Below are 23,788 nucleotides of genomic sequence, written 5' to 3' on the forward strand. Positions count from 1 at the left end.
TCACTCCCAGTGAGTTTCACTCAAGGCTTATCCGCCTGTTGAAACACTTGCGCCGACCACCGACTGCCCAACGGCACCCGCCCGCCGACCGTGCGACAAGCGCTCAAGCCGGCCACCACGACCCGATAGCCCTTCCCTGCCCACTGCCTGCCACTGATAATGCGCCACCTCTTGCAGGTCTCGTTCAGGGAAGAAACACCATCTATGACCCGCTGTCTCATACCCTTGCTGATGTCGATCCTGCTGCTGTTGAGCGGCTGTTCGATCTTTCGCAACTACGACCTGGAGCTGCAACAGACCAACCAGCAACTGCAAGCAGGCAATGTCGACGGCGCCCTGGACCTGCTGGAACAGCACAATCCCTGGCAAGACAAGGACCTGCTCTATTACTTCGAGAAAGGCGAGCTGCTGCGGGCCAAGGGCGACTTGATTGGCAGCCAGCTGGCCTGGCGCCGGGCCGACCGGGTGGTGTTCACCTGGGAGGAATCGGTGAAGTTCGACAGCGCCAAATACCTGGCCCAATTCGGTAGCTACCTGATCAACGACAAGGTCCGGCGCTACGAAGGCTACGACTACGAAAAGGTCATGCTCACCACCCAGATGGCGATCAACCACCTGGCCCTGCAGGACTTCGACGGCGCGCGCATCGAGATCAAGAAAACCCATGAGCGCGAAGCGCTGATCGCCGAGCTGCGGGACAAGCAATACCTGCAACTCGAAGAGCAGGCCCGCAACCAGGGCATCAACGTGCGCTACCAGGATCTGCAGGGCTATCCGGTCGCCACCCTGGACGCCCCCGAAGTGCTGGCGCTGAAAAACAGCTACCAGAGCGCCTTCAGCCATTACCTGGCCGGCTACCTCTACGAAGCCCTGGGGGAAAAAGCCCTGGCCGCCGCCGGTTATCGCCAGGCCATCGAGCTGCGCCCCCATACTCCGCTGCTGGAGCAGGCCCTGGGCAGCCTCGATCGGGCGACCGCCAAGGCCGACGAAAGCGACCTGCTGATCATCGTGCAAAACGGCCTGGCACCCGCCCGCGGCTCGGTGCAATTGCCGGTGACCGTGGACATCGAGGGTCAGCCGATCCCCACACTGATGTCCTTTCCGATCATGGTGGCCGATCACTCCACCAGCGCCCTGGGCCAGATCAGTGTGGATGGCCGCAAACAGACGCTGACAGCCCTCAACAGTGTCAGCGCCATGTCCCGCCGCGCCCTGCGTGACGATATGCCGGGGATCATCCTGCGTACCACCTATCGCGCCCAGTCCTACGCATCCTTCCAGGCCCAGCAATTGAAGAAGGACCCGGAACGGGCCAAGGAACGTCAGCGTCTCAACGTGCTGATAGAAGATGCCGACACCCGCACCTGGCGCACCCTCCCCGACACCACCCAAGTGACTCGCCTGCGCCTGAAAAAAGGCCAACACAGACTGACCCTGGGCAAGACAGGCCAATTGCGCTTCAAGCTGGACCAGCGCTACCAGGTCATCAGCCTGCGGCGCGTGGGTGATCAGCTGTTCGTCATCGCCCCTGCCCCCCTGGAAAAGAACCCGCTGGCGGCCTGGTTCGGCAACCAATGAGCAGCGGCTCACATAGTGGCAAACACCAATCAAATTGAAGTTAAAAAGCCATTACAGCGCCAGACTCCGCGTTTATAATGCCGCGCCCTCGTTATCGCGAGACGGCATTTAAGCTCCTCTTTTTATGAGGAATTGGCAGGATAGCCGCTGTTCCTGCCAGTGGGTTCGTCCAGCCCGACCCGCACGCCAGGCTGTCTCATTCAGGGAAGAAGAAGTACCCATGGCATCCCGCGTCCTCACCTCGATTGCGCTTGGCGCAGTCACTCTGCTCGCTGGCTGTTCGGCCTTCCGTAGCTACGACAACGAGCTTCAGGAAACCAACCAGCAACTGCGCGCCGGCAACCTCGATGCCGCCCTGACCCTGCTGGAAAAAAACAACAAGGGTGAAGACAAGGACCTGCTCTACTACTTCGAAAAGGGCGAGTTGCTGCGAGCCAAGGGCGACCTCAATGGCAGCCAGGCCGCCTGGGGCCATGCCGATCAAGTCGTGGGCAACTGGGAAGACTCGGTCAAGCTCGACACCGACAAGTACCTGGCCCAGTTCGGCAGTTTCCTGGTCAACGACAAAGTTCGTCGTTACGAAGGCTATGACTACGAAAAGGTCATGCTGACGACCCAGATGGCCATGAACCTGCTGGCCAGCAACGACTTCGACGGCGCCCGCATGGCGATCAAGAAGACCCACGAACGCGAAGCGGTGATCGCCGAACTGCGGGACAAGGAATACCTCAAGCGCGAGGACGAAGCCGAGAAGCAAGGGGTCAAGACCGAGTACAAGGACCTCAAGGGCTACCCGGTGGAAGCCCTCGATGCTCCCGATGTGGTCAACCTGAAGAACAGCTACCAGAGTGCGTTCAGCCACTACCTGGCCGGCTTTGTCTATGAAGCTCTGGGCGAGAAGGACCTGGCGGCTCCCGGCTATCGCAAGGCCGCGGAACTGCGTCCCAACACGCCGTTGCTGGAACAGGCGCTGCTGAATCTGGACGCCCCCGTGGAGCCGCTGAAAGTCGAAGCCCCGAGCAAGTCCTCGGCCAAGTCCAAACGCAAGACGGCAGCCAAGGCTCCGGTCAAGGCCCCCGTGGTAGCAGCCCTGGCGGCAGATGAGAGCGACGTGCTGATCGTGGTGCAAAGCGGCCTGGCCCCGGCCCGGGACTCGGTGCGCATCCCCCTGCCGCTGCCGATCAACGGCAACCTGGTCATCACCCCTCTGTCGTTCCCGGTGATCAAGGCCGACACCTCGACCCAGACCTTTGCCCAGATCGGCATCGACGGTCAGCAGCAGAACCTGACCCTGCTCAACAGCACCACCGCCATGTCCCGCCGCGCCCTGCGTGACGACATGCCGGGAATCATCCTGCGCACCACCGTGCGCGCAGTGACCCGTGGCGTGGCGCAAAAGAACCTCAACGAGGTCAATCCCCTGGCCGGCCTGGCCGTGGGCCTGGCTTCGGCGGTGACCGAAGGTGCCGATACCCGCACCTGGCGTACCCTGCCGGACAACACCCAGGTAGCCCGCCTGCGTCTCAAGCAGGGCGAACACAGCCTCAGCCTGCCCAACGCCCAGGGCGGCACTCAAGTGCAGGTCAAGGTTGATCAGCGCTATCAGGTGATCGCCCTACGGGTGGTGGGCAACCAGGTGTTCAGCAGCGGCCTGGCCGCTCATGTCATCCCGAACAACGCCGGCCAGAACATGGCCAGCAACCAACGTCCTTAAGCGGAGCCCCCCATGCGCTTGAAACTCCTCGCTGTTGCCGCACTGGCCGTTCTGGCCGGTTGCGCCACCCCACCACCTCCTGCTCCCGGCAGCGCCGCGAGCAAGGTGGTGGTGATGAACAAGTTCAACAACATCGCCATCGGCGCGATGCGGGTCGCCCGTGAAAACGGCTTCCTGACGGTCAAGGTGGCGCTGAACAACACCAGCCACACCAACATGACCATGTACTACCGCTTTGTCTGGCTGGGTGACGACGGTTTCCCGGTTGCCGATGAAGAAAGCTGGAAAGTCTTCAACCTGTACGCGGCCCAGGCCACCTTCTTGCCGGCCATCGCACCGGTGCCCAAGGCCACTGACTTCCGCCTGGAAGTCAAAACCCAATAAGCCGTTCCTGAACCCGATCAAGAGAGCACTTCCATGTTTGCACGCTTTTCCTTCCTCGCCGTGGTCGCCCTGCTGGCCAGCGGCTGCGCCAATACCTCCCCGGTCCTGGGCGGCAAGAACATCAGCTACGGCGACAGCAAGGCCGTGGAACTGGTGACCAACGAGTTCGGCTCCACCGACCTGCAGATGATCGCCGAGTCCATGACTCGCTCCCTGGCCCAGTCCGGCATCCTCCAGGGTCGCCCGGTGGTGCAGGTCTACGATGTGAAGAACAAGACCAGCGAGTACATCGACACCCGCGAGATCACCACCTCGATCAAGACCCAACTGATGAAGTCCGGCACCGCGCGCTTCGCCAGCGACAACACCGCCATGCAGAGCCAGGTAGACCAGCTCAAGCTGCAGAACCAGAGCGGCCTGTACAAGAAGTCCACCGTGGCCAAGACTGGCAACATGGTCGCCGCCAAATACCGTCTTGAGGGCTCCATCAGCTCCATCGTCAAGCGCAGCAGCGATTACAAGGACGTCTTCTACAAATTCAGCCTGCAACTGATCGACGTCGAGAGCGGTCTGGCCGAGTGGATGGACGAGAAAGAGATCCGCAAGACCACGGAGCGCTAAACAATGCGTGCATGGATTGGCATCCTGGCCCTGGCCTGTGCGTTCAGCGCCCAGGCGGCCCCGAAAGTTGCAGTCATGGACCTGGCCTACCAGGAACGTGTGCAGGAATACATTCACGTGGTTTCGGCCCAGCAGAACTACCGTGAGGGCTACTACAGCTCCAGCGGTTCGGCCAGCTACAACGAACTGGAAGCCAGCACCAGCTACATCGAAGAAGGCGAACTGCGCAAGTTCACCGGTGATATCAAGGGCGGGATTCTCAAGTCCGGGATGTTCCAGCTGGTGCAGGGGTCGCCCCACACCGATTCGTCCAAGACCAACGTCTACGACATCATCAAGCGCATCAAGGCCGGCAACTTCAAGGGTGCCGACTATGTGCTGTTCGGTACGGTGTCGGACATCGACTTCACCCAGGACATCAACGAGCTGGCCAATACCAACAGCTACTCGGCGGTGCTGGGCCTTACCCTGGTGGCGGATTTCAGCCTGATCAACACCCGCACCTTCGAGATCACCTCGGCGTTCACCGCCATGGGCGAAGGCCAGGACACCAAGCTGGTGAACAGCCGCGACATCCGTGTCTCGCTGAACCGGCCACGGGTGGTGCGCGAAGTCTCCAAGGCCCTGGGCGAAGACGTTACCCGGCAGATGGCCGAGCAACTGGGTCGCGGTGGCTACGAGCAACAGGGGCAAGCGCCGATGCGCAACAACCTGCCGCCGGACACAGCGCCGGTAATCCTGCGCTAAGCCGTACGCAAACGAAAAAGGCGACCCGTGGGTCGCCTTTTTTTGTCTCTGAAAAACCTAGGCCGCCGCTTTGCGAATGGTCGCCAGGAAGCCCGCCGCGCCGAGGAACAAGCCGGCGAAGGTACGGTTCATCCGACGCTGCTGGACCGGGGTACGCAACAAGCGCAGGACCTTGGACGCCAGCCCGGTGTAGCCGGCCATGACGATCAGATCGACCCCGATCATGGTGGCACCGAGAATCAGGTACTGCTTGACCAGGGGCGCATGGGGGTCGATGAACTGCGGCAGTACCGCCAGCATGAACACCAGGGCCTTGGGGTTGCTGATGTTCACCAGGAAGCCGCGAAACACCAGGGCCAGAGGCTTGCCGATGGGGCGGATGGCGGCGTCATCGCTCAGATCGCTGGGCAGCGCGCGCCATTGCTTGACTGCCAGGTACACCAGATAGGCCACACCGAACCACTTGATTGCATAGAAGGCGGTGGCAGAGGCGGCGAGGATGGCGCCGACACCGGCGGCGACAATGACAATCTGCAGGGCCAGGCCCAATTGCAGGCCCAGGGCGTTCCAGTAGCCGCGCCAGAAACCGTATTGCAGGCCGCAGGACATCGACGCAATGGCGCCGGCTCCCGGGGAAAGACTGATCACCCAACTGGCGGCAAAGAACGCCAGCCATGTCTCAAGCACCATCGCACACCTCGGATCGGATTGGTCGTGACTGCCTAAGCTAATCCTCCGACCCGCGGCTGACCATATTTTTTTCTCGGATGGTTCCTGATCGCAACCTGTCCGCAGTCCCCTGGGACTACTTTTCGCCAGTCCCCACCGGCAGCACATCGCTGCCGCGCCAGCGACGCACCGAGCGCTGGAAGAACAGGCTATTAGGCACCTGGACCATGGCACTGCCGGTACCGGCTTCCTCGGACTCGATCAGGGTGGTGTACAGCAGGTTGATCGCCACGACCCGGCCCTTGACGCCGGGCTTGTCGACAGTGTCCACCAACTCCACCACGTCACCCAGACGGAACGGACCGACGGTGAAGATCAGGATCGCGCACAGCAGGTTGGAGAGCACGCTCCACATGGCGAAGAACGCCACTGCCGCCACCGCGACAAACCCGGACAGGGCGGTCCACAGTACCGTGGCGGAAACCCCCAGGCGCTCCAGGACGAAGATCACCGCGCTGCCCATGATCAGCCAGCGCAGACCGCCACGCAGGGGCATCAGCAATTGCGGCGGGAACGGGTAACGCTCACCCAGGCGGGTGAGGCCACGGGCGACAAAACGCTGAGCCAGGTAGCCCGCCAGGAGAATCAGCAAGATCTGCACGCCGATCCACAGAGGCGCGATCCATTGCGCCGGCAAAGACAGTTGCAGCGCCTCCATCAGGACAGCGCCTCAAGTTCCGCCTGCATGCTTTCCAGCAACTCCAGGGCTTCCATCCAGGCCTCTTCCAGCTCGGACTCACGGGACTTGAGCTTGGCTTGCTCAGCCAACAGATCCCGCAGCTCATCCTTGCGCGCCGATTCGTAAAGACCACTGTCGCCCAGGCTGGTCTCGATCTTGGCCAGGCGCTCATGGACCTTGCCCAGTTCGACTTCCAGCTTGTCGGCCTCACGCTTGTGCGGTGCCAATTGCTGACGCAATGCAGCCGCGGCCTGACGCTGAGCTTTCTTGTCGGTCTTGTCCGGATTGACCGGCGTGTTGCTGACCGGGGCATTGCGCTGGCGGTAGTCCACCAGCCAACGGGTGTAGTCATCCAGGTCGCCGTCGAACTCCTCGACCTTGCCGTCGGCTACCAGGAAGAAGTTGTCCGTGGTGCTCTTGAGCAAATGACGATCGTGAGAAACCACCAGCACCGCGCCGCTGAACTCTTGCAGGGCCATGGTCAGGGCCAGGCGCATCTCAAGGTCCAGGTGGTTGGTGGGTTCGTCGAGCAGCAACAGGTTCGGCCGTTCCCAGGCGATCAGGGCCAGGGCCAGGCGGGCTTTTTCACCGCCGGAGAAATTCAGCACCGGCTCGTCGATCCGCGCGCCGCGGAAGTCGAAGCCGCCGAGGAAGTCACGCAAGGTCTGCTCGCGCTCGGTGGGTGCCAGCCGCTGCAGGTGCAGCAAGGGGCTGGCCTTGGAGTCCAAGGAGTCCAACTGATGCTGGGCAAAGTAGCCCACCACGGTGTTCTCGCCCCGGGTCAGGCGTCCGGACAACGGCTGCAGCTCACCGGAGAGGTTCTTGATCAGGGTCGACTTACCGGCGCCGTTAGGGCCCAGCAGGCCAATCCGCGCGCCCGGCGTCAGCTGCAGCTTGACCTTCTCCAGGACCGCGCGCTCGCCATAACCCAGACGGGCATCGGAGAGGTCGATCAGCGGGCTGGAGATCTTCGTCGATTCGCGGAAGGTGAAGTCGAACGGCGAATCCACATGGGCCGCCGACAGCTCTTCCATCCGCTCCAGGGCCTTGATCCGGCTCTGGGCCTGGCGAGCCTTGGTGGCCTGGGCCTTGAAGCGAGCAATGTAGCTTTCCATGTGCGCGCGTTGCGCCTGCTGCTTCTCGTAGGCCTGCTGTTGCTGGGCCAGACGCTCGGCACGGGCCCGCTCGAAGGCACTGTAGCCACCGCGATAGAGGGTGATCTTGCGCTGGTCGACGTGAGCCACGTGATCGACCACAGCATCGAGGAAATCCCGATCGTGGGAGATCAATAGCAAGGTGCCGGGATAACCCTTGAGCCAGTCTTCGAGCCAGATGATGGCATCGAGGTCCAAGTGGTTAGTGGGTTCGTCGAGCAGCAACAGGTCCGACGGGCACATCAGCGCCTGGGCCAGGTTCAGGCGCATCCGCCAGCCCCCGGAGAAATCACCGACCTGGCGGTCCATCTGTTCGTTGGTGAAGCCCAGTCCAGCCAGCAGCTTGCGCGCCCGGGCGTCAGCGGTGTAACCGTCGGCGCTGTCCAGCTCGGCGTGCAGCCGTGCCTGGGCGGCGCCGTCATGGGCCTCTTCGGCGGCGGCCAGCTCTCGCTGTACCTGGCGCAGACGCAGGTCGCCGTCGAGCACATAGTCCACCGCCAGGCGCTCGAGGGTATCGACCTCCTGACGCATGTGGGCAATGCGCCAGTCGGCGGGCAGGAAGCAGTCACCCGAATCCGGATGCAGCTCTCCACGCAACAAGGCGAACAGGCTGGATTTGCCGGCGCCGTTGGCACCGATCAGGCCGGCTTTCTGGCCGGCGTGCAGAGTCAGCTCGGCGTCTTCTAGCAGACGTTGCGGGCCACGCTGTAAAGTCAGGTTCTGAAGTCGAATCATAATGGCGGCGGAGTCTACCAGCTTCGCTCGCAACTGGCGCGAGTAGCACTATGTCCTCTGACCTGTGGAGTTTTTCCCTGAACACCTATGCCCTTCCCGGCGTGCAGGAAGCCTGCCTGCAACTGCAGGGCGAGGGTGCCAATGTCTGCCTGTTGCTCTGCGGCGCCTGGCTTGGCCGGCGGGGAATCCGCTGCGATAGTCAGCGCCTGGAGCAATTGAAAGCGTTCGCGGCGCCCTGGCACCGGGACGTGGTTCAGCCCCTGCGCGACTTACGCATTGGCTGGCGCGATGCGGCCCGCGAGGACCTTGAGTTGAGTGCCTTGCGCGAACAGGTCAAGACCCTGGAACTGGAAGCCGAACGGCAATTGCTGTTGCGCCTGCAGGAGCGGGTACGGGAATGGCCGGAAGCTCAAGCGAAGAGCCTGGAAGACTGGCTTGGAGGGTTGGCGGCCGGAGCCGCCGAACGCAACCGCGACGCGCTGCAGGTGCTGCGCGTCGCGGTGACCGGCGCTTAAGAAGCGCTGGAAGGAGTACCGGCAGGAGCCGGAGCGGCAGGAGCGGTGCTCGCAGCTGCTGGCGAGGCTGCAGGCGCGGGCGCAGCAGGCTTGACCGCAACCGCTGCTGGAGCAGCTGGCTTGGCCGCCGGGGTGGCGGGTTTGGCTACAGCAGGCTTGGCTGCTGGCTTGGCTGCCGCCGGCTTTTTCGCAGCCGGTTTAGCTGCAGGTTTAGCCGCCGGCTTGGCTGCTGGTTTCGCAGCCGACGATGCTGCTGGCTTGGCGGCTACTGCAGGCTTGCTGGCGGGTTTGGCAGCAGGTTTGGCCGGCGCTTTTGCGGCGGCAGGTTTAGCTGCGGGTTTGGCTGCCACAGGTTTTGCGGCGGCTGTTTTAGCCGCTGCGGGTTTGGCCGCAGGCTTGGCAGCGGGTTTAGCGGCAGGTTTGGCTGCTACAGGTTTGGCTGCAGGTTTAGCCACTGGCTTGGCGGCAGCTTTGGCTGCAGGCTTGGCGGCAGCGGTCTTGGCGGCAACAGGTTTGGCAGGCGCAGGCTTGGCGGCAGGTTTAGCCGCTGCGGGTTTGCTCGCCGCGGGTTTGGCTGCGGGTTTAGCTGCACTGGCAGCCGCTTTTTTCGCCACTGGCTTGGCGGCAGATTTGGCAGGTGCTTTGGCTGCAGGCTTGGCCGCTGGTTTCTTCGCTGCGACAGCTACCGGCTTGGCATCACGAGTGCTCAATACCTTGGCCACTGCTTCCTTCACACGACCCACGCCCTGGGCCAGTTTCAGGCTTTCCTGGGCATCGCGCTTGAGTTGCAGAATGTAGCTGCGGGTCTGTGCCTGGCGCTCTTTCAATGCATCCAGCAGGTCTTCGAGTTCCTTCACCGCGGTCTTGGCCTTGGCTTGTGCCTTGGCCTTGCCGGCCGCCGCAGCGTCCTGCAATTTGGTGCGCGATTTGTGCAGTTTTTCCTGCGCTTTGCCCCGTTGTTTTTCCAGCTTGGCGAGCAGTTTTTCAGCATCAGCCAAGGCTTGGGAACAAGCGTTTTCCAAATGTTCGAGCAAGCTGCCCGACAGCTGTTGGAGCAAATGCAACGGAGTATTTACAGGCTTCTTATTGGCCGACATGGTTTACCTCCTGGCTGACGTGAGTTGCGGCTCATACTAGACCTCTGCTGCTACCGCCGCTAGGGCATGTTGACAGTATCGAAAGCCCGGCGTTGCAGCGGATTGAAAATGTTCTTCGCCGTCATCGAAGTTGCTCACCAACCCGTGCTTTGTCGCTGGCATAATCCACCGCTACTCAGGCCGGAGAGTGCCCATGTCGCGTTACCTGTTTTTATCCCTGAGCCTGTTCTTGCCACTGGCTCAGGCTGCTGCCGAAGCGCCGCCCAATGACGCTCACGACCTTGCCTACAGCCTGGGCGCAAGCCTCGGTGAACGACTGCGCGACGAAGTGCCCGATCTGCAGATCCAGGCATTGGTCGAGGGTTTGAAAGCCGCTTATCAAGGCAAGCCACTGGCCCTAAAAACCGAACGCATCGAACAGATCCTGACTGAGCACGATGCGCAGATCAGTGAGCAGTCGACCAAGTCGAAAACTGAAGCGGCCCTGGAAAACGAACGACGCTTTCTCGACCAGGAAAAAGCCAAGCCCGGCGTTCGCCAACTGGCCGATGGCATTCTCCTGACCGAACTGGCACCCGGCAGTGGTAACAAGGCCAGCCCCAACGGCTCAGTCCAGGTGCGCTACACCGGACGCCTGCCCGATGGCACCGTGTTCGATCAGACCCAGCAACCGCAGTGGTTTCGCCTGGACAGTGTGATCGAAGGCTGGCGCAGCGCCTTGTCGCAGATGCCCACCGGCGCCAAATGGCGACTGGTGATTCCTTCGAATCAGGCCTACGGCACCGAAGGCGCGGGCGACCTGATCGCGCCTTACACACCGCTGGTATTCGAGATCGAACTGCTGGGCGTCGCCGGCTAAAGCACAGAAACGAAAAACGGCACGCCAAGGCGTGCCGTTCCTGTATTGCTCGGCCCTGTTCTCAGGCTTGAGCTACCGCTTCCTGCTTGTGGGCGTTATGCAGCACTTCGATCAGGCAATCTTCCAGTTCGAAGCGTTCGTGCAACAGACCGCCCAACTCCTTGAACTTCTGCGCCACGCACTGACCCGCATCACACAGGTCGTTGAACGCCAGGAGCTTTTCAGTGATCACGTCGATGCGCGGATAAAGGGTATCGGCCAGCTCGAGCCCGCGCTTGTCGCCAAAGGCCTTGGCCTCGCTGGTGAGCTGTTCGTAGATTTCAAAATGACCGGCGGAAACGTAGTCCACCAGAATCCCGCAGAATTCCTGCAGCGGTTTCTTGCTCTCGCTCAGGGCTTCAGGCTCGGCGCCCAACGCATCATAGGCTCGAACCAGTTCGTGACGCTCCTGCAACCAGCGGTCGATCAGCAGATGCACTCCACCCCAGCGTTCCTGAGCATTCTGACAACTTTCGAGCATGGTGATCTCTCTTCCCTTATGGGTCATGCCACTTGCCCGCCGCCCCTCTTTGGAGACTCTGGATCCGGTCAGGCGCAACGGCATCGAGCAACATAATTCCAGTGACGCGTGCGGGCCAGATTATGCCCGCTCGACAACAGCATCAAGGTACGCAGGAGATAAAGTTCATACAAGCGTTTAATCCGCGCCCTCCCACCAAACAATGACTCAGGGCAACACCGCAGCCTTGCGCCTGGCTCGAGACAGGCGCAGCAGACGGTAGCCGCTGAAGATCAGCATGATGACGAAAAACAGCAGGCTCCATTCGGGCAGACTCATGTCGAGCAGGGTCCAGGTGACCTCCGCGCAGTCCGACGTCCCCATGAAGGTCAATTGCAACGCCTGCCACCAGGACAGGTTGCGCAGCATGAACGGCATGTCCGGCAGGCAGGCCAGGAGTTGCTCGGAAGGAATGTTCTGCAGCAACACATGACGCCCGGCGGTGATCACTCCGAACAGGCCCAGTACCAGGTTGAGCGCCCAGTAGACCGCTCGTCCCATGCGCCCCGGCCCCTGCACCACGGCCAGTAGATTGACGCCAGTAAACATCATCAGCAGCAAGCGCTGCACGCCCCACAAGGGGCAGGATTCCAGGCCACCACCAGATTGCAGGTTGAACGCCGCCCACGAGGCAAAAGCCCCCACCAGGAACACCAGGGAGAACAGCAAGCGGGAGCCGGCCAGCGACATGAGATATCCGTAACGGAGAGAAACAGGCAGCCACGGTAGAGAAAGCGCTCGCTCCTTTCAAGGAGCGCTATGCCGCAGTGGGTCGACGATTGACAGTGAATGAGCCATCAAACCCGGACAAAAAAGGCCGGTTACCTGCAACAGGCAACCGGCCCCGAAGACGCTTCAGATCCGTACCGGAACCGGCAACGGTGACGCCAGCAGGCGCTCGTCGAGCATTCCCAGGCCTTCCTGGAACAGCTGGTTGCTGCGCTCGGTATCACCCAACTGAGCCAGCAAACGAGCCAGCTCGGCACAGGCTTCAGGATTGCGTTGCAGGCGCAGGCTGCTTTCCAGATAGTCCCGGGCCTTGCCCCACAGACTGTTCTGCAGGCACAGACGGCCCAGGGTCAGCAGCAGGCTCGGGTCGTCCGCATGCTCCTTCAGCCAATGCTCGGCAGTCTGCAACTGACGAGATGGATCGCTGCCCCGCACCAGCCCGTAAAGCCGTGCCAGATGGCTTTCATATTTACGCTTGAGGGCTGTGCGCAGGGCCTCTTCAGCCTCGGCTCCCGCCCCCAGCTGACGCAGTTGCTCGGCGTAGGCCAGCACCAGTTGTGGCTCCTGGCGTTGCGCCGAAGTCAGTTGCTGCCAGGCCCGGTTGAGAGACTGCAGGCCCGCCACCTGATCCTCTTCGCGCCGCGCCGCCAGGGTCAGGTTCTCACCCCAGGCGCGACGTTCCAGCTCCTGCAACTCGCTGGCCGGCAGTGCCTTGTCCTTGCGCAACTCGGGCAACAAACGGATCAGCGCCGACCAGTCGCCACGCTGTTGATGCAGGCGCTGCAACTGGCGCAGGACCTGAACGCTATGGGGATGGCGCTCATGCATCGCGTGCAGGGTGCTCAGGGCACCTTCGGTATCACCGCGGTCGGTCTGCAACTGGGCATGACTCAGAGCCACCGCCAGCTCGGCCTGGGGCTGGCGGGTCAGCGCCCGCTCCAGCAACTGATCACACTCTTCATAGTGGCCTTGCTCGTTGGCGGCACGGGCCGCACCGAGGTAATACAACAGCGGTTGACGTTCGGCTTCCGCGGCACGGTGCAGGTGTTTTTGCGCGCTGGCCCAACGACCTTCGGCAAGGTCCATCTGGCCCTGCTCGATGGCGATTTGCACTCGGCGGCTACGATTGCGCCGCGACCAGGGGTTGACCACACCACCGGAGACCATCACCAATTCAATCAGCAACTTGATGCCCCAGATCACCAACCAGATCAGCGCCACCAGGGCCAGGGTTGCCCAGAGGCTCGATTCGTAGCGAAAGTTGCTGTAGGCGATCAGTACGTACCCGGGATGCTCGGCAATGGCCAGTCCCAACAGGCCGATGGCTGCGATGACCAGTAGAACGATCACATAGGCGCGCTTCATGGGCTCGTCTCCTGGGCGGTGTTCGCCGCAGGTTTGGCCAGAGGCTTGACTGAATCCTCAGCGTTCAGATTGCGCCGCTCGAGATAGGCCTGGACCGTGCTCAGGGTCTTGGCCAGATCCGGGGTGACAACAGTCACCGGCTGCTTGCTCAGTTCGGACAAGCGCTCAAGCATGATCTTGCTTTGCGGATTGTCCTGATTGAAGTTGCCAGTCAGCACATCACGTGCCTCGGTCAGTGCCTGGGTATAGACCGCCGCCTGACCATTCAAGGCGGCCCACTGGGCCTGTTCCAGTGCCAGGCTCAGGGCCAGGCGTACCTGAGTCAGCCCTTGGCCGGCCAGCAATGGACGGATGTTCTTGTCGGCATTGAAGTCGATGCGGAAATAGCGGGAGACCTGATCCCACCACTGCGCCCAACGGCTTGCGCCGTCACCGTCGGCGGTCAGCCCCAGCAATGATTCGCCGCGATCCTTGTACTCGGGAGCCACGGCGCTGAGTTCTAGGACCTGATCACGCAGGGCACCCAGCTGCAGGAACAGCCCGGTGCGATCCGGTTGCTCGGTGCTGCGCAGGGCCGCCAGGCTCTTGGCCAACTGCTCGCGTGCAGCGAAGGAACCCGGGTCGTTCTGCTCCCGCAGGATATCGTCGGCGCCCTGGACCAGCGCCTGAGCGCTGCTGATGTCCTGCAGCGCAGACAGACGCAGGCTGGCCAGGCGCAGCAGATGCTCGGCCTCGGCCAAACGCCAGTCCTTGCGGCTGGCGCCGAGCACGGTTTCCAGACGCTGATTCAAGCGCTGCTGATCAGCTTGCAACTGGGCCACCAGCCGTCGCCGGTCCTCCAGCTCATCGGCTGCCGGCAGTTGTTCCAAGCGCGCACTCAGGCGCTGTTCACTGAGTTTGAAACTCTGCGCCTGATCCCCCAGGGCCTGCAGCTGGCTCAGTTGCTGCTGGTTGTTGGCTTGCAGGCTACGCACCTGCCAGATCCCCCAACCGCCGGCGGCGACACCCGCCGCCCCCAGCAGCAGGGCCAGTATCGCCAACCCGTTGCCACGACGTTCAACGGTTGGGGTCGTGGGTTCAGCAGGTGCTTCAGGCACCGGCCGGACTTCATCTTTAGGCAAGGCTGTTTCGCTCACGTATCCATCCTTTGCGTTAGAGAACGGGCACGGGTTGCTCCCGTAACGCCGTTAGCAAAGCCGCGGCACTGGCGCCGCGACAATCCACAACTTTTTCCGCCCCGGCGGCACGTGCCATTTCGGCAACCCGGGGGCTTGGAACAAACAACGGCATCTTCGCCAACTGCGACCAGGCTGGGCCGGCCAACTGCTGCAAGTGGCTGAAACCCTGTCCACTGCTGACCACCAGGCCGTTCAAGCGTTCCCCCTGAATCCGCTCAAGCAGCGCATCCTCGGGGTAATGCGGCAGGCACCGGCGGTAGAGTTCCAGATAATCGACACTAGCACCTAGGTCACGCAAGCGCTCAGAGAGCAGCTCGCGACCGCCCTCTCCACGCACGATCAGCACCCTTGGCTCAGGGCGCCGGATAGCCTCGCGCAATTGGGGAAGTTCAAGCAAGGCTTCGCTGTCATCGCCTGCTTGGGGATAAAACACTTGCAGGCCTGCATCCGCAAGGATCTGCCCGGTGCCGGCACCGACACTGAACCAGCTTTGAGCGGGGGGCTGGGGCCAATAGGCTCGCAGCAGGCCCAGACCAAGGTACGCGGCAGGCTTGCTGACCACGATCAACGCACAGTAACGATCCAGTTCCAGCAGGGTCGCCCGCTGCGAATCGCTGACGGGCAAGGCTTGAATCTCCAGTAACGGCAGGCTGCTGCTGAAGACACCGACCTCGGCCAGGGTTGCTGCCAATGCAGCGCTATCCTCGCTCGGCCGGGTCAGCAGCAGGCGCCACCCGATCACTCTTCGCCCGCCTCGCCGTAGACCGCGCGCAGGATGTCATCGGCGCCTTGGGCCAGCAGGTCATCTGCCACCTTCACCCCCAGTTCAGCGGCCGACGCTCGCGGGCCTCGCGCTTCGGCGCTCAACAGCAGGCCGCCGCTAGGCTCGCCGACCAGGCCACGCAGCCAGATCTGATCGCCTTCCAGCACTGCGTAGCAGGCAATCGGAACCTGGCAGCCCCCGTTCAAATGCTTGTTCAGCGCTCGCTCGGCAGTCACCCGGCTGGCCGTGTCGGCATGGTGCAGAGGCGCCAGCAACGCGTGAATTTCAGTATCGACACTACGACACTCGATACCGACAGCGCCTTGGCCACCGGCGGGCAGACTGTCATCGACACTGATGGACGAACTGATGCGGTCTTCGAAGCCCAGGCGAATCAGGCCGGCGGCGGCCAGGATAATGGCGTCGTACTCGCCGGCGTCCAACTTGGCCAGCCGGGTATTGACGTTGCCCCGCAGAAAACGAATCTGCAGGTCAGGGCGACGGGTCAGCAGTTGGGCCTGGCGGCGCAGGCTGGAGGTACCCACCACACTGCCTTCCGGCAATTGCTCGAGGCTGGCGTAGGTATTGGAGACGAAAGCGTCACGTGGGTCTTCGCGCTCGCAGATGCAGAACAACCCCAGGCCTTCGGGGAAGTCCATGGGCACGTCTTTCATCGAATGCACGGCGATGTCGGCCTGGTTTTCCAGCAGTGCGGTTTCCAGTTCCTTGACGAACAGGCCCTTGCCGCCGATTTTCGACAGGGGCGAGTCCAGCAGTTTGTCGCCGCGACTGACCATGGGCACCAGGGTCACGACGAGGCCCGGATGGGCCTCTTGCAGACGGGCTTTGACGTATTCGGCCTGCCACAAGGCCAGTGCACTTTTGCGGGTAGCGATGCGGATTTCGCGAGAGGACATGGATCAATCCGTACTGAATAGATACGGCAGATAATAACAGCTCAGCCAAAGCAGCTTTGACTTGTATCAGAAACGCAGCGTCCTCCCGACGCCAGGCTTGCCTTTTTGCGGGCCTTGAGTCTCGGTCTAGAGCTGCTGCATCATCTTGCGCACACCCGCCACATGGCGCCGGCTGACGATCAGGGCATCGCCATTGAGCCCCTTGAGGTACAGCTGAAAATGCCCCAGGGGCGTACGTTGCAGACGCTCGATCCGCTCGCGGGCCACCAGCGCATTGCGATGAATACGCACAAAGCGTTCACCAAATTCGTCTTCCAATGCCTTCAATGGCTCATCCAGAAGTACTTCGCCGCTTTCATGGCGCAAAGTCACGTACTTGTGGTCAGCAATGAAATACACCACCTGAGCCAGAGGAATCAGCTCGATCCCCTTACGGGTGCGAGCACTGATGTGACTGCGTGGGCCGTTGCCGCTTTCCGCCGCCGGCCGAGTCAGGGCCGCCAACTGCACACGATTGGGTTTCTCGGCCTTTTTCAGCGCCTCCAGCAGCAGCTCTGGGCGCACGGGTTTGACCAGGTGGCCGACCCCACTGGCATTGAAAGCCTCTAAGGCAAATTCGTCCGGGGCCGCGCAAAACACCAGCGCCGGAGGCGTCTCGCGCTCGCACAATTTACCGGCGACCTGCAGACCGTCCAGGCCCGGCATGCGGACATCGAGCAAGACGATATCCGGCTTCAGGCTCTCGATCAGGCTCAGCGCCTCTTCGCCATTGGTGGCGCTGGGCTCCAGGACACTGTATCCCTCAAGCTCACTGACCATTCGGCTCAGGCGCTCGCGGGCTAGGGGTTCGTCATCAACGATCAGGACATTCATATTGCGCTGGATTCCTGCGTGAGTCTCGCACAAGGATAGCGTAGACAGGTGGAGTGACGTCCGTCACGGCGATCCACGCTAAGACTAGTGCTAAGGCCAAAAAGTGCCGCAAGTCGGGCACCAATATTTACCCGTACCTGCCCGATACCGCCCCAGGTCGGTGGATGCGCGACGGCGTCGCAGGGAATGCTGGTATTCAACACAAAGCCCCCCTCGTTACTGTGGTCGGCGTCCACCCTGGCCACACCCGCCTCGTTTCGTGGACGGGTTGCATGGACCTGCGCGGAGTGAACTCGATGGACAGACCCAGTGCGAACACGCGAGGGGTGTTACGCAATTGTGCCGGTCCTCCTGTCCAACTGTAGACGGTTGCCAAGACGATATTGCTCAATCGATAAATATCGTTTGATCGATATCACCTTCCGCACTCAAGGCGCCCCTGCCCTGGTGCGCTCCGAATTGTGCCGATCTCAGTCTCTGCGCCCTCGGGGCCGGCGACAAGCCATGCAGCGCAGGCCAGGAGAAAAAAAGCTGCCGACCAGTGCCAGCGACAGCCCAGGCAACCCTGTTATTATCGGCGCCTGTTTTTCACGCCATCTTCCTTCAGCAGATCACGAGCGAATTCATGAGCACTGACAAGACCAATCAGTCCTGGGGCGGCCGCTTCAGTGAACCCGTCGACGCCTTCGTCGCCCGCTTCACCGCCTCTGTCACTTTCGACCAGCGCCTGTATCGCCACGACATCATGGGCTCCATCGCTCATGCCACAATGCTGGCCAAGGTTGGTGTGCTCACCGACGCCGAGCGTGACAGCATCATCGACGGCCTGAAGACCATTCAGGGCGAGATCGAGGCCGGCAGCTTCGACTGGCGCGTGGACCTTGAAGACGTGCACATGAACATCGAAGCGCGCCTGACCGATCGCATCGGTATCACCGGCAAGAAGCTGCACACCGGTCGCAGCCGCAATGATCAGGTGGCCACCGACATCCGCCTGTGGCTGCGGGACGAAATCGACCTGATCCTGGCCGAAATCACCCGCTTGCAGAAAGGCCTGCTGGAGCTGGCCGAGCGCGAAGCCGAGAGCATCATGCCGGGCTTCACTCACCTGCAGACCGCCCAGCCCGTGACCTTCGGCCACCATATGCTGGCCTGGTTCGAAATGCTCAGCCGCGACTACGAGCGCCTGGTGGACTGCCGCAAGCGCACCAACCGCATGCCCCTGGGCAGCGCTGCGCTGGCCGGCACCACCTACCCCATCGACCGCGAGCTGACCTGCCAGCTGCTGGGCTTCGAAGCCGTGGGCGGCAACTCCCTGGACAGCGTTTCGGACCGTGACTTCGCCATCGAATTCTGCGCCGCCGCCAGCGTGGCGATGATGCACCTGTCGCGCTTCTCCGAAGAGCTGGTGCTGTGGACCAGCGCGCAATTCCAGTTCATCGATCTGCCGGACCGCTTCTGCACCGGCAGCTCGATCATGCCGCAAAAGAAAAACCCCGACGTGCCGGAGCTGGTACGGGGCAAGAGCGGCCGGGTGTTTGGCGCACTGATGGGCCTGCTGACCCTGATGAAGGGCCAGCCCCTGGCGTACAACAAGGACAACCAGGAAGACAAGGAGCCGCTGTTCGACGCCGCCGACACCCTGCGCGACTCGCTGCGGGCCTTTGCCGACATGGTCCCAGCCATCAAGCCCAAGCACGCCATCATGCGTGAAGCGGCCCTGCGCGGCTTCTCCACCGCCACTGACCTGGCGGACTATCTGGTGCGCCGTGGCCTGCCGTTCCGTGACTGCCACGAAATCGTCGGCCACGCCGTGAAGTACGGTGTGGAGACTGGCAAGGACCTGGCAGAAATGAGCCTTGAAGAACTGCGCAAATTCAGCGACCAGATCGAGCAGGACGTGTTTGCCGTACTGACCCTGGAAGGCTCGGTCAATGCCCGTAACCACATCGGCGGCACCGCTCCAACTCAGGTCCGGGCTGCGGTGGCTCGCGGCCAGGCGTTGCTGGCCAGCCGCTAAGCACCCTGCCCGCAGGGGCCGGCAACCCTCTGCCGGTCCTTGCAAACTGGCTGCCCGGCGCTAGCGTCCCGATCGCCTGGCGGTAATAAGCGCAGCCTTGTCAGCGGCAATCCGCCTGGCGTTGGGCGTCTGTTCCAGGCGCTCCAACAGGGCCTTGGCCTCTGGCATATCGGCCAGAAAGTCGATCCCGAACAGCTTGTCCCCGACTACCAGGGCCAGGTTCACGCTGTACTGGAAATACAGGTCCGCCACGCTCAGGCTGGTACCCGCCACATAAGGCGCGAACCGGGCATGCCGGCGCAATGCGGCAAAGCCCTGCAGCAATTCGATTCCGGCCTTTTCCTTGATCGCCTCGGGCAGCGTCGCACCAAAGAACACTTCGGGGAAACAGGCCCGGGCCGGCAGCTCGATATAGAGTTCGATCTCCTTGGCCAGTGCCAGCACCTGAGCTCGTTCGAAGGCATCTCCCGGCAGCAGCGCCGGCTCAGGATGGACCTGCTCCAGGTAATCAAGAATCACGCTGGTTTCGCTGATAAAGCCCTGCTCCACTTCCAGCACCGGAACCTTGCCCCGGGGACTGATGGCCAGCGCCTCGGGGCTTTGGCCGGCGTAGAACAGCACCTCCTCGAAGGGCAGGCCCTTTTCCAGCAGGGCCAGTTTGACCATGTTGTAGTAGTTGCTGATGGCGAACCCATAAAGCTTGAACATCCCATAGCCTCCAGGCCGTGCAGGGGGTCGGCAGGACTTTTTATAGAAGGTTAATCCGCTTCTGACCAGCAGCATCCAGCCTCTGAATACGAGTAAACTGGCGACCTTTCCTTGAGGAGCCTGCCATGAGCGAGCCAACCGATATCGACAACGACGAAGAAGAGTTCGCCGAAAACACCCTGATCGAAGCGATCGAGAACCAGATCGAAAGCGACAATCCGCCAGCAGCCAAGGCCACCTTCAACAAGCTGACCCTGGTGGGTTACGAGCGCGAAGAAATCCTCAACCTGATGGCCCACGTCCTGGCTGTCGAGATCGATGCGATCCTCGAGGAAGACCGCGCCTTCGATACCCAATGGTACGAAGCCGCGCTGCGCGCCCTGCCAGAACTGCCTCCAGAGAAGCAGTAAGCCGGTACCACCGGAGCGCTGCCCGCAGCAACGTTCCGGCACGCCACTGCCGACCTGACTACACTGCAGGCACCCTGCGGCCAAAGACCGCTGCCCTCAGGTACAAAAGTCCTCAGCGAACGCTGGACACGCCGCCGTTCTGCGGTCACCTTAAGAACGCTGACCTCTCATTCCTAGAAAGTCTGGAGTCCTTATGTCGTATACCCCTGAGTTGGTTGCCGAACTGGAAATCCTTGCACTCTTCAACCTGGACAACTCCCAGGAAGGCCTGAAAATCCATCAGACCGCTGCCCCTTCTGCCATCGCCGCCGCCCAACGCCTGTTTGACAAAGAACTGCTGACCCAACCCGATGGGGGCTACCTGACCAGCCTTGGCCGGGATGCAGCCGAGCATGCTCAAGGCCTGCTGACCATCCTGAGCGTCAAAGAAACCGCCTGAACACTGCTCCTCGGCCTGCGGGGTTCCCGTCTGTCGGATTCCGTAGGCACCCTCCCGCCAATACGCTAGAAATCTGGCGTCAAAAAACAAAATCAGCTTAAGGCTCAGCCTTGTCTGACGATAAACTGCTGCCGTCCTCAAACCGCCACGTTCGAGCTCCGCTTGAAATGCCCCATACCCATGAAATCCGTCCCGATCTGGATGAAGGAATCGATCGCAAGGTTCTCAGTCAACTGCGCGCGCGCTTTCTCACCCTCAATGCAGGACGCATGGCTCGGGCAATGGAAGGGTTGTCGGCACGCCAGCAGTTGGTCCTCAACCTGCTGCCACTGTTCTTTCACGTCAATCATCCACTGCTGCCCGGCTATGTTTCCGGCGCTACCCCGGCGGGGTTGTCCAACTACGAGCCCGACCCGCAAGCCCTGGCTGAAGCCCAGCGCCTGACCCGTTCCTTTTCCTACAAGCCTCGTCATGGCAACCCACCTCGACCTATCCACGGCCTGTTTCTCATGGGCAGCCTGGGCACCCTGGCCCAGGCCGACCAAAGCGACATGGATGTCTGGGTTTGCCATGCCCCAGACCTGAACGAAACCGAGCTGGCGGAACTGCAGAAGAAATGCCAGTTGCTGGAAGCCTGGGCTGCGGGCCAGGGCGCCGAGGCGCATTTTTTCCTGATCGACCCCAGCCGCTTTATCCGCGGCGAGCGGGATACACAGTTGAGTTCGGACGATTGCGGCACCACCCAGCACTACCTGCTGCTGGACGAGTTCTACCGCACCGCCATCTGGCTGGCCGGACGCACGCCCCTGTGGTGGTTGGTACCGGTGTATGAAGAAGGTCGCTACGAGCGGTATATCCACACGCTGCTGTCCAAACGTTTTGTCCCCGCCGAGGAAAACCTCGACCTGGGCCACATGGCCCGCATCCCTCCCGGGGAATTCATCGGCGCTGGACTCTGGCAGCTATTCAAAGGCATCGAGTCGCCCTACAAGTCGGTGCTCAAGCTGCTGCTGATCGAGGTCTACGCCAGCGAGCATCCCAAGGTCCAGTGCCTGAGCCTGCGCTTCAAGCAGGCGGTATTCGCCAACCGCCTGGATCTGGACGAGCTGGACCCCTATATCGTGGTCTATCGACGCATCGAGGAATACCTCAAGGCTCGTGGTGAGCCCGAGCGTCTGGAGCTGGTGCGGCGCAGCCTGTATCTCAAGGTCAACCGCAAGCTTTCCAGCGGCAATGGCGCTCGCAGTCCGAGCTGGCAGCGAGCGCTGCTTGAGCGCCTGGCCAGCGAATGGGGCTGGGATCAGCGCCAACTGGCCCTGCTGGACAGCCGCAGCCAATGGAAGGTACGCCAGGTCAGCAGTGAGCGCCGGGCGCTGGTCAACGAGCTCAACTACAGCTACCGCTTCCTGACCCAGTTCGCCCGCACCGAACAGGCCGCCAGCCTGATCAACAAACGTGACTTGAACGTGCTGGGCCGGCGCCTGTACGCGGCATTCGAACGCAAGGCGGGGAAAATCGAGTTCATCAACCCCGGCATCGCCCCGGACCTCGCGGAAGACACCCTGACCCTGGTGCAGTCACCAAACAAGAAAGAACCGGGGCAGACTCATTGGGGCCTATACAACGGCAACCTGACCGCCCTGGAGTGGGAACACTTCGCCCCTATCAAGCGCAGCCGTGAATTGCTTGAGCTGCTGACCTGGTGCCATCGCAACGGGGTGATCGACAGCAGCACGCGCCTGGCCCTGCACCCTGGCAGCAGCGACCTGAGCGAATTCGAACTGTTCAACTTGCTCGGCAGCCTGCAACAGACCGTGGCCCTGCCATTGACCACCGTCGGCGAAGAGCAGTTGCTGCATGCCAGCGTGCCCGGCGAAGTGCTGATTCTGGTGAACGTCGGAGTCGACCCACTCAAGCATCACCGCGACCTGAACATTCTCATGACCACCGAGCGCACCGACTCTCTGAGCTACGCCGGGGTGCGAGAGAACCTGGTGCTGACCCTGGATCAGGTCACCCTCAATAGCTGGAACGAGGTCATGGTCGGTCGCTACGACGCTGAACATGCATTACTCGATTGCCTGCGGGACTACCTCAACAACCTGCCGTCCGACTCACAACCACGGCTGCGGGTCCGCTGCTTCTGCCACAACCGCGCGCAGTTCATCGCCCGACGGGTGGAGGAGCTGTTCGAAACTGCGCACCACCTCCTGCTCAGTCAGCTCAATTACCGCTACCTGATCCAGGTTCAGCAGCACTTTCACGTCCTCGAACTGGTGCCCGGCCAGGTTCGGCATCGGGCCATGGCGACACCCGCCGCGCTGCTTGAATACCTGGGCCAGGAACAAGCCCGCTACAGCCCCCTGCACCTCGATCCGATGGCCCTGGAAGATCACGATCTGGCGCTGATCCTGCCCATGGGCCAGCCGGATTGCATTCAGGTGTTCTACCGGATCATCGAGCACCATGCCGAGCTCTATGTCCTCGATGAGCACAACGCTCTGTGGCAGCAGACCCTGCCCTACCACGACGAACAAAGCCTGCTGGTGCCCCTGCAGCGCTTCCTGCAGTCGATCCTCTACCGCCGCGAGGCGCTACTGTCGATGGACAATAGTCAGGACGAGAAACCTTTGGACACACTCTACTTGCAGATACTGCCCTCAGGCACCGGTCGGGCGCGCCGGGTAGAGGCGCGACCAGCACCTGCGACACCCGTGGACAAGGCCTTTTATGACGTGCAGGCGATCATCGGCAAAGCTGCACCTGGCCAGGTGCAAGTCTCGCTGTACTGCAATCAACGGGAGTTTTCTGAATTGGAATATGGCAACCAGCTGTTCAGCGTGGTGGCCCAGGAAATCGTCGGACAGCGCCGTGAACCGGAGCGCTACCGCTGCTACATCACCGATCTGGACCTGTCCGGCCTGCTCGGTGATGGGCAAAGTTCGAGCATTGTGTATCTGCGCTACAAGGCCAGCCTGGAGCGCGCACTGAACGACGCGCTCGAGCAGGTCTAGC

Annotated in this window: 23 protein-coding genes; 11 read left to right on the forward strand and 12 right to left on the reverse strand. The window is 61.9% G+C overall.

From position 1 onward, the window contains the following. Positions 1-204 precede the first annotated feature (204 nt). From ACSSVC_RS02490 to ACSSVC_RS02510, 5 genes are all read left to right on the forward strand, one after another. Positions 205-1,578 (forward strand): COG3014 family protein, encoded by a 1,374-nt coding sequence (locus ACSSVC_RS02490; protein ID WP_492611961.1) that lies wholly within the window; start codon positions 205-207, stop codon positions 1,576-1,578. A gap of 220 nt (positions 1,579-1,798) precedes the next feature. Then, the gene (locus ACSSVC_RS02495; protein ID WP_346633353.1) at positions 1,799-3,292 is read left to right on the forward strand and encodes a COG3014 family protein; all 1,494 of its coding nucleotides are present in this window, start codon (positions 1,799-1,801) and stop codon (positions 3,290-3,292) included. Positions 3,293-3,304: 12 nt separating this feature from the next. Then, positions 3,305-3,676, forward strand: coding sequence for a YcfL family putative periplasmic lipoprotein (locus ACSSVC_RS02500; RefSeq protein WP_346633354.1), 372 nt, complete (start codon positions 3,305-3,307; stop codon positions 3,674-3,676). Between the two features lie 33 nt (positions 3,677-3,709). After that, the gene (gene lpoB, locus ACSSVC_RS02505) at positions 3,710-4,297 is read left to right on the forward strand and encodes a penicillin-binding protein activator LpoB (RefSeq protein ID WP_123726784.1); all 588 of its coding nucleotides are present in this window, start codon (positions 3,710-3,712) and stop codon (positions 4,295-4,297) included. A gap of 3 nt (positions 4,298-4,300) precedes the next feature. After that, entirely contained in the window at positions 4,301-5,044 is a 744-nt protein-coding gene (locus ACSSVC_RS02510) for a penicillin-binding protein activator LpoB (RefSeq protein WP_123726785.1), read from the forward strand. A gap of 57 nt (positions 5,045-5,101) precedes the next feature. Here ACSSVC_RS02510 and ACSSVC_RS02515 read toward each other — a convergent pair whose 3' ends face one another. From ACSSVC_RS02515 to ACSSVC_RS02525, 3 genes are all read right to left on the reverse strand, one after another. Further along, on the reverse strand, positions 5,102-5,734 hold the full coding sequence (locus tag ACSSVC_RS02515) for a LysE family transporter (RefSeq protein WP_492611962.1): 633 nt from the start codon (positions 5,732-5,734) through the stop codon (positions 5,102-5,104). A 115-nt stretch (positions 5,735-5,849) separates the two neighbouring features. Next, on the reverse strand, positions 5,850-6,431 hold the full coding sequence (locus ACSSVC_RS02520) for a mechanosensitive ion channel family protein (RefSeq protein WP_123726787.1): 582 nt from the start codon (positions 6,429-6,431) through the stop codon (positions 5,850-5,852). Beyond that, complete coding sequence (locus ACSSVC_RS02525; RefSeq protein ID WP_404937885.1) at positions 6,431-8,341, reverse strand: ATP-binding cassette domain-containing protein; 1,911 nt, start codon at positions 8,339-8,341, stop codon at positions 6,431-6,433. Before ACSSVC_RS02525 ends, ACSSVC_RS02520 begins: the two co-directional genes overlap by 1 nt. A gap of 50 nt (positions 8,342-8,391) precedes the next feature. On the opposite strand from ACSSVC_RS02525, the gene ACSSVC_RS02530 reads away from it, so the two are divergent. Further along, a complete protein-coding gene (locus ACSSVC_RS02530; protein WP_492611963.1) occupies positions 8,392-8,856 on the forward strand; it encodes a TIGR02444 family protein in 465 nt (154 codons plus the stop codon). Here the strand turns inward: ACSSVC_RS02530 and ACSSVC_RS02535 are convergent. Beyond that, complete coding sequence (locus ACSSVC_RS02535; protein ID WP_446439389.1) at positions 8,853-9,953, reverse strand: AlgP family protein; 1,101 nt, start codon at positions 9,951-9,953, stop codon at positions 8,853-8,855. The genes ACSSVC_RS02530 and ACSSVC_RS02535 overlap by 4 nt on opposite strands. Positions 9,954-10,146: 193 nt before the next feature. Here ACSSVC_RS02535 and ACSSVC_RS02540 point away from each other — a divergent pair, with 193 nt between their 5' ends. After that, positions 10,147-10,812: an FKBP-type peptidyl-prolyl cis-trans isomerase gene (locus ACSSVC_RS02540; protein ID WP_346633358.1), complete on the forward strand. Its 666-nt coding sequence runs from the start codon at positions 10,147-10,149 to the stop codon at positions 10,810-10,812. 61 nt (positions 10,813-10,873) lie between these two features. On the opposite strand, the gene ACSSVC_RS02545 is transcribed toward ACSSVC_RS02540, so the two are convergent. The 7 genes from ACSSVC_RS02545 to ACSSVC_RS02575 form a co-directional block, all read right to left on the reverse strand. Further along, positions 10,874-11,332 carry an Rsd/AlgQ family anti-sigma factor gene (locus ACSSVC_RS02545; protein ID WP_011064170.1) on the reverse strand — a complete coding sequence of 153 codons (459 nt, stop codon included), beginning with the start codon at positions 11,330-11,332 and terminating at the stop codon, positions 10,874-10,876. Between the two features lie 207 nt (positions 11,333-11,539). Beyond that, positions 11,540-12,061, reverse strand: coding sequence for a disulfide bond formation protein B (locus tag ACSSVC_RS02550; RefSeq protein ID WP_492611964.1), 522 nt, complete (start codon positions 12,059-12,061; stop codon positions 11,540-11,542). Positions 12,062-12,226: 165 nt separating this feature from the next. Further along, complete coding sequence (locus ACSSVC_RS02555; protein WP_492611965.1) at positions 12,227-13,465, reverse strand: heme biosynthesis protein HemY; 1,239 nt, start codon at positions 13,463-13,465, stop codon at positions 12,227-12,229. After that, positions 13,462-14,601, reverse strand: a complete 1,140-nt coding sequence (locus tag ACSSVC_RS02560; protein ID WP_346633361.1) for a uroporphyrinogen-III C-methyltransferase — start codon at positions 14,599-14,601, stop codon at positions 13,462-13,464. The genes ACSSVC_RS02555 and ACSSVC_RS02560 overlap by 4 nt, the downstream gene beginning before the upstream one ends. 16 nt (positions 14,602-14,617) lie before the next feature. Further along, a complete protein-coding gene (locus ACSSVC_RS02565; protein ID WP_346633362.1) occupies positions 14,618-15,385 on the reverse strand; it encodes a uroporphyrinogen-III synthase in 768 nt (255 codons plus the stop codon). Beyond that, complete coding sequence (gene hemC, locus ACSSVC_RS02570) at positions 15,382-16,323, reverse strand: hydroxymethylbilane synthase (protein WP_346633363.1); 942 nt, start codon at positions 16,321-16,323, stop codon at positions 15,382-15,384. The genes ACSSVC_RS02565 and hemC overlap by 4 nt, the downstream gene beginning before the upstream one ends. A gap of 126 nt (positions 16,324-16,449) precedes the next feature. Then, positions 16,450-17,196 carry a LytR/AlgR family response regulator transcription factor gene (locus ACSSVC_RS02575; RefSeq protein ID WP_123726797.1) on the reverse strand — a complete coding sequence of 249 codons (747 nt, stop codon included), beginning with the start codon at positions 17,194-17,196 and terminating at the stop codon, positions 16,450-16,452. A 625-nt stretch (positions 17,197-17,821) separates the two neighbouring features. Here ACSSVC_RS02575 and argH point away from each other — a divergent pair. Continuing rightward, a complete protein-coding gene (gene argH / locus ACSSVC_RS02580; RefSeq protein ID WP_346633364.1) occupies positions 17,822-19,216 on the forward strand; it encodes an argininosuccinate lyase in 1,395 nt (464 codons plus the stop codon). A gap of 60 nt (positions 19,217-19,276) precedes the next feature. Here the strand turns inward: argH and ACSSVC_RS02585 are convergent, their stop codons facing one another. Beyond that, positions 19,277-19,924 carry a glutathione S-transferase family protein gene (locus tag ACSSVC_RS02585; RefSeq protein WP_492611966.1) on the reverse strand — a complete coding sequence of 216 codons (648 nt, stop codon included), beginning with the start codon at positions 19,922-19,924 and terminating at the stop codon, positions 19,277-19,279. A gap of 125 nt (positions 19,925-20,049) precedes the next feature. On the opposite strand from ACSSVC_RS02585, the gene ACSSVC_RS02590 reads away from it, so the two are divergent. The 3 genes from ACSSVC_RS02590 (at position 20,050) to ACSSVC_RS02600 (ending at position 23,787) form a co-directional block, all read left to right on the forward strand. Further along, positions 20,050-20,334, forward strand: a complete 285-nt coding sequence (locus tag ACSSVC_RS02590; protein ID WP_102862226.1) for a hypothetical protein — start codon at positions 20,050-20,052, stop codon at positions 20,332-20,334. Between the two features lie 193 nt (positions 20,335-20,527). Further along, a complete protein-coding gene (locus ACSSVC_RS02595) occupies positions 20,528-20,773 on the forward strand; it encodes a TIGR02647 family protein (RefSeq protein WP_123726799.1) in 246 nt (81 codons plus the stop codon). Between the two features lie 167 nt (positions 20,774-20,940). After that, the gene (locus tag ACSSVC_RS02600) at positions 20,941-23,787 is read left to right on the forward strand and encodes a class I adenylate cyclase (RefSeq protein ID WP_492611967.1); all 2,847 of its coding nucleotides are present in this window, start codon (positions 20,941-20,943) and stop codon (positions 23,785-23,787) included. Position 23,788 lies beyond the last annotated feature (1 nt).

This window comes from Pseudomonas sp. E1BtOHC1, assembly GCF_058744285.1.

Bases quoted from the DNA above. Each gene is read 5' to 3' on its own strand.
- ACSSVC_RS02525 (WP_404937885.1), bottom strand. From the start codon at position 8,341: ATGATTCGACTTCAGAACCTGACTTTACAGCGTGGCCCGCAACGTCTG.
- argH (WP_346633364.1), top strand. From the start codon at position 17,822: ATGAGCACTGACAAGACCAATCAGTCCTGGGGCGGCCGCTTCAGTGAA.
- lpoB (WP_123726784.1), top strand. From the start codon at position 3,710: ATGTTTGCACGCTTTTCCTTCCTCGCCGTGGTCGCCCTGCTGGCCAGC.
- hemC (WP_346633363.1), bottom strand. From the start codon at position 16,323: ATGTCCTCTCGCGAAATCCGCATCGCTACCCGCAAAAGTGCACTGGCC.
- ACSSVC_RS02535 (WP_446439389.1), bottom strand. From the start codon at position 9,953: ATGTCGGCCAATAAGAAGCCTGTAAATACTCCGTTGCATTTGCTCCAA.
- ACSSVC_RS02590 (WP_102862226.1), top strand. From the start codon at position 20,050: ATGAGCGAGCCAACCGATATCGACAACGACGAAGAAGAGTTCGCCGAA.
- ACSSVC_RS02520 (WP_123726787.1), bottom strand. From the start codon at position 6,431: ATGGAGGCGCTGCAACTGTCTTTGCCGGCGCAATGGATCGCGCCTCTG.
- ACSSVC_RS02575 (WP_123726797.1), bottom strand. From the start codon at position 17,196: ATGAATGTCCTGATCGTTGATGACGAACCCCTAGCCCGCGAGCGCCTG.
- ACSSVC_RS02545 (WP_011064170.1), bottom strand. From the start codon at position 11,332: ATGCTCGAAAGTTGTCAGAATGCTCAGGAACGCTGGGGTGGAGTGCAT.
- ACSSVC_RS02555 (WP_492611965.1), bottom strand. From the start codon at position 13,465: ATGAAGCGCGCCTATGTGATCGTTCTACTGGTCATCGCAGCCATCGGC.
- ACSSVC_RS02510 (WP_123726785.1), top strand. From the start codon at position 4,301: ATGCGTGCATGGATTGGCATCCTGGCCCTGGCCTGTGCGTTCAGCGCC.
- ACSSVC_RS02515 (WP_492611962.1), bottom strand. From the start codon at position 5,734: ATGGTGCTTGAGACATGGCTGGCGTTCTTTGCCGCCAGTTGGGTGATC.
- ACSSVC_RS02530 (WP_492611963.1), top strand. From the start codon at position 8,392: ATGTCCTCTGACCTGTGGAGTTTTTCCCTGAACACCTATGCCCTTCCC.
- ACSSVC_RS02490 (WP_492611961.1), top strand. From the start codon at position 205: ATGACCCGCTGTCTCATACCCTTGCTGATGTCGATCCTGCTGCTGTTG.
- ACSSVC_RS02550 (WP_492611964.1), bottom strand. From the start codon at position 12,061: ATGTCGCTGGCCGGCTCCCGCTTGCTGTTCTCCCTGGTGTTCCTGGTG.
- ACSSVC_RS02595 (WP_123726799.1), top strand. From the start codon at position 20,528: ATGTCGTATACCCCTGAGTTGGTTGCCGAACTGGAAATCCTTGCACTC.
- ACSSVC_RS02495 (WP_346633353.1), top strand. From the start codon at position 1,799: ATGGCATCCCGCGTCCTCACCTCGATTGCGCTTGGCGCAGTCACTCTG.
- ACSSVC_RS02500 (WP_346633354.1), top strand. From the start codon at position 3,305: ATGCGCTTGAAACTCCTCGCTGTTGCCGCACTGGCCGTTCTGGCCGGT.
- ACSSVC_RS02600 (WP_492611967.1), top strand. From the start codon at position 20,941: ATGCCCCATACCCATGAAATCCGTCCCGATCTGGATGAAGGAATCGAT.
- ACSSVC_RS02585 (WP_492611966.1), bottom strand. From the start codon at position 19,924: ATGTTCAAGCTTTATGGGTTCGCCATCAGCAACTACTACAACATGGTC.
- ACSSVC_RS02540 (WP_346633358.1), top strand. From the start codon at position 10,147: ATGTCGCGTTACCTGTTTTTATCCCTGAGCCTGTTCTTGCCACTGGCT.